At 65.1% G+C, this 3,242-nt stretch carries 4 protein-coding genes; 2 read left to right on the forward strand and 2 right to left on the reverse strand.

The window, feature by feature from the left end; all coding sequences use genetic code 11:
- Nucleotides 1–58 precede the first annotated feature (58 nt).
- Together VFG49_RS13060 and VFG49_RS13065 are read right to left on the reverse strand one after the other, a co-directional pair.
- Nucleotides 59–340, reverse strand: a complete 282-nt coding sequence (locus tag VFG49_RS13060; protein WP_324861159.1) for a type II toxin-antitoxin system RelE/ParE family toxin — start codon at nucleotides 338–340, stop codon at nucleotides 59–61.
- Nucleotides 341–571: 231 nt separating this feature from the next.
- The gene (locus VFG49_RS13065; RefSeq protein ID WP_324861161.1) at nucleotides 572–1,222 is read right to left on the reverse strand and encodes a TetR/AcrR family transcriptional regulator; all 651 of its coding nucleotides are present in this window, start codon (nucleotides 1,220–1,222) and stop codon (nucleotides 572–574) included.
- Between the two features lie 141 nt (nucleotides 1,223–1,363).
- Between VFG49_RS13065 and VFG49_RS13070 the strand changes: the two genes are divergently transcribed.
- Both VFG49_RS13070 and VFG49_RS13075 read left to right on the forward strand, forming a co-directional pair.
- A complete protein-coding gene (locus VFG49_RS13070) occupies nucleotides 1,364–2,536 on the forward strand; it encodes an alpha/beta hydrolase family protein (protein WP_324861163.1) in 1,173 nt (390 codons plus the stop codon).
- Nucleotides 2,496–3,110: a Fic family protein gene (locus tag VFG49_RS13075; RefSeq protein ID WP_324861165.1), complete on the forward strand. Its 615-nt coding sequence runs from the start codon at nucleotides 2,496–2,498 to the stop codon at nucleotides 3,108–3,110. The genes VFG49_RS13070 and VFG49_RS13075 overlap by 41 nt, the downstream gene beginning before the upstream one ends.
- The last annotated feature ends 132 nt before the right edge of the window (nucleotides 3,111–3,242 follow it).

Genomic DNA, 3,242 nt, shown 5'->3' on the forward strand with positions numbered 1-3,242 from the left:
CTCTCTGAGCACCGCGCTGGGGTGGCAGGGGTTGTGCATCTGACTCATGTTGCCTCTCCTAGTGATAGTCCTCGTAGTCGAGGAGCACGGCGTCTGTGCCCTCGAAACTGAAGGTCAGTCGCCAGTTGCCGTTGACCGTGATTGACCAGCGACCAGCCTGATTGCCCTCCAGCTCATGCAGGCGCCAGCCCGGGATCGCGGCGAGATCCTGTGGATGCGTCGCGGCATCCAGGGCGGTCAGTTGCGTGCGCAGCCTCACGTGATGCATTGGTTGAATGCCGGCCTTCGAGCCAGTGCGGTAGAAGCGTTCCAGACCGTCGTGACGGAAGGACTTGATCACGGTGCATTGTATCCTGATAGGATACAGGTCGCAAGATGAGTGATTCCGGGTGGTCTCGGCCATGCACCGACTACCGCACGAAGGATAAACCCGCGCTTCTTGCAGCTTAATGCGGCGAGCTTCTCGGCGTGGCAGCCCTCGCAGTGTGGCGGGCGATACCGAATATCGCGTCGCGGTAAGCTTCCGCTTCGAGCTGTGAAGCGCGGGCTTTCCGGATCGATGCCGCAGTTGTCAGGTGGATGGCGCTGAGGCAGCCGCGAAGCCCGTGACCAGCTGGGTGAGGGCGACCTCGATTTCCTCGCGCGGTGGCAGGCCCTTCCCGGTGGTGAGCACGCCGCGCATTACGCCCGCCATGGCATGGGTCAGCACGAAGGCCTGCGCGGCCGACAACTTCAGCGGTGCGCCGCCTCCGGTTTCCAGCCCTTGGTTCGACAGCGCGTCGATGATGTGCGCGAACAAGGGATTCATTCCCCCGGCCCGGCCGCGCGACATCACATGTGTCATCACGCGGCGATGTGCGACGCGCCGGCCGCCGTAGCTCGCCAGCACCGCGTTCAGCAGCATCGGGATCCGTCCGCCCCGTTGTTGCGGCGGCGCTGCCATGGCGGCCTTCACGCGTTCGGTGGTGCCGGCGACCTCCTGCTTCGCCAGCGCGTCGAGGATGGCGTCCTTGCCGTCGAAGTATTGGTACAGCGTGCCGATGCTCACGCCGGCGCGCGCGGCGATGGCGTTGGTGGTCAACGCCTCGGTGCCGCCTTCCTCGATGAGCCGGATCGCGGCTTCCAACATGAGCCCGATCTTGGCCAGGGCCCGCTTCTGGCGGGGCTCGCGCCGGCCAACTGCAGGATTTCCCTTGGATTTCCCGGCGGCGCGTTGGGCCATGGAATGCGAGTTCCTGAATATGAGCGATGCTCATATTATGGCGCCCAGCGACCACACACAACCGCCGGAGACTTCCATGCCCATCGCCCTGCTCATCACCACCCTTGCCGGGTTGGCCGGCTACGACCGCACGGTGCGAAAATGAGCGTCGCACGTGCCGACCAGCGCCTGTCGCGCAAGTACTTCTTCGATGACACCGACATGGATCTCTTCTTCATGAGCGCCATGTCGCTGGGCCCCACGGGCGGTCTCGACATCGGGCAGGCGTTCCACGTCGCTTCCACCATCAAGGATGGCGATCCGGACAGCTGGGTGAAGTCCTTCCACGACTACGCAATGGTGCTGGACGGTCAGGCCAGTGAATGGAAGGCGCGCGGCTGGCATCGCCAGGCGGGCGAGGCGCGCCTGAAATCCTTTGCCAGCTTCCGCGCTGCCTGGCAGTTCGCGAAGCCTGGTGCCGAGTTCGCGGACCTGGTGGCGAAGCAGCGCGCGCAGTTCCCGAAGGCCATGCAGGAGCTGGGCATCGACGCGCGCTTCTTCAACGCGCCGTATGCCGGCAAGTCGCTGCCGGGCGCCTTCTTCCAGAACGCCAGCGCGGACGCACCGGTGGTGCTGGTGATCGGCGGCGCGGATACCAGCTTCGAGGACCTGTTCCTGAGCGTGGGCCGCGGGCTGCTGGAGCGCGGCTTCTCCGTGGCGGTGGCCGACCTGCCCGGGCAGGGCCTGCAGCAGGCACAGGGCATGTACTGGGAAGCCGAAGCCGAGAAGCCGATTGGCGCCGTGATCGACCTGCTGGTGGAGCGCTTCGGCGCGCGGCCAGGCCGCATCGCGCTGATGGGGCTTTCGCTGGGGGGCTACTTCGTGACCCGCGCCGCCGGCTACGAGCAGCGGCTGGGCGGTGTGATCGCGACCACGCCGTTCCCGCGGCCGAACGAGCTGTTCGCGGCCTCGGTGCAGAGCGACCTTGCCAATGCCGGCAAGCAGACCGCGGCCGCGCAGCGGGCCCGGCAGGTGATGGTCTGGAAGATGGGTGCGACCAGCGTGCAGGATTTCCACGACCGTGGTGCGCGCATGCAGGCCGACCCTTCGCTGGTGACCGTGCCGTTCCTCTCCATCATCGGCACCGGCGATTCGCCCATCTTCGTGAAACAGGCGCGCGAATGGCATGCCGCCATTCCCTCGCAGGAGAAGTGCTGCGTGGAGCTGGATGCCGCCACCGGTGCCGATGGGCACTGCCAGGTGCAGAACAGGCTGCGGCTGGTGCAGGAGGTGAGTGGCTGGCTGGATGGACTGTGGCGGACGGGTGCAGCTTGAGCGACGGAGCTTTCTGTGGATTCATCCGTTCCTCGATGGCAACGGTCGTGTTGCGCGCCTGATGTCGCACGCGCTGCTGCGCGACATCGGGATCGGTTCTGCGCTCTGGTCCGTGTCGCGCGGTCTCGAGCGCAACTCGGGCGAATACAAACGCCTGCTGATGGCTGCAGATCAACCACGAAAGAGCGATCTCGATGGGCGAGGGGCCCTGTCCCAGGATGCGCTGATCGACTTTTGCCGGTTCTTCCTGGAAACCTGCCTCGACCAGATCCGCTACATGCGTGAGCTGCTCGATCCGTCCGAACTCCAGCGTCGAATGGAGCTGTACGTGCGCGATGAGGAGAGTGCCGAGCGACTGCCGAAGCGCAGCTTCGCAGTGCTACGAGAGGCATTGCTCGCGGGCGATCTCGAGCGCGGACGCGTGCCGCTGCTCATCGACACGAGCGAAAGCGCCGTTGCGGTCAGGGTTCCCGATCGATGTCGTGGAGCGCTGGTTCCCAAGGCTCTATCCGGCGACGTGATGGGCAAGGCAAGGAAAATCCCGATGAAACAGTCACTTTGCGAAGGCTTATGAGCCTACGCGTACCAGTGCGCTCCCAAAGGTGCGTCCCGCCAGCATTTCAATAAAGGCTTGGGGCGCATTCTCCAGCCCATCGGTGATTTCTTCGTGATAGCGGATCCGTCCGTCCGCGATGGCTGCTGATAC

The sequence above is a fragment of the Dyella sp. genome (assembly GCF_035685885.1).
Taxonomy (GTDB): Bacteria; Pseudomonadota; Gammaproteobacteria; order Xanthomonadales; family Rhodanobacteraceae; genus Dyella.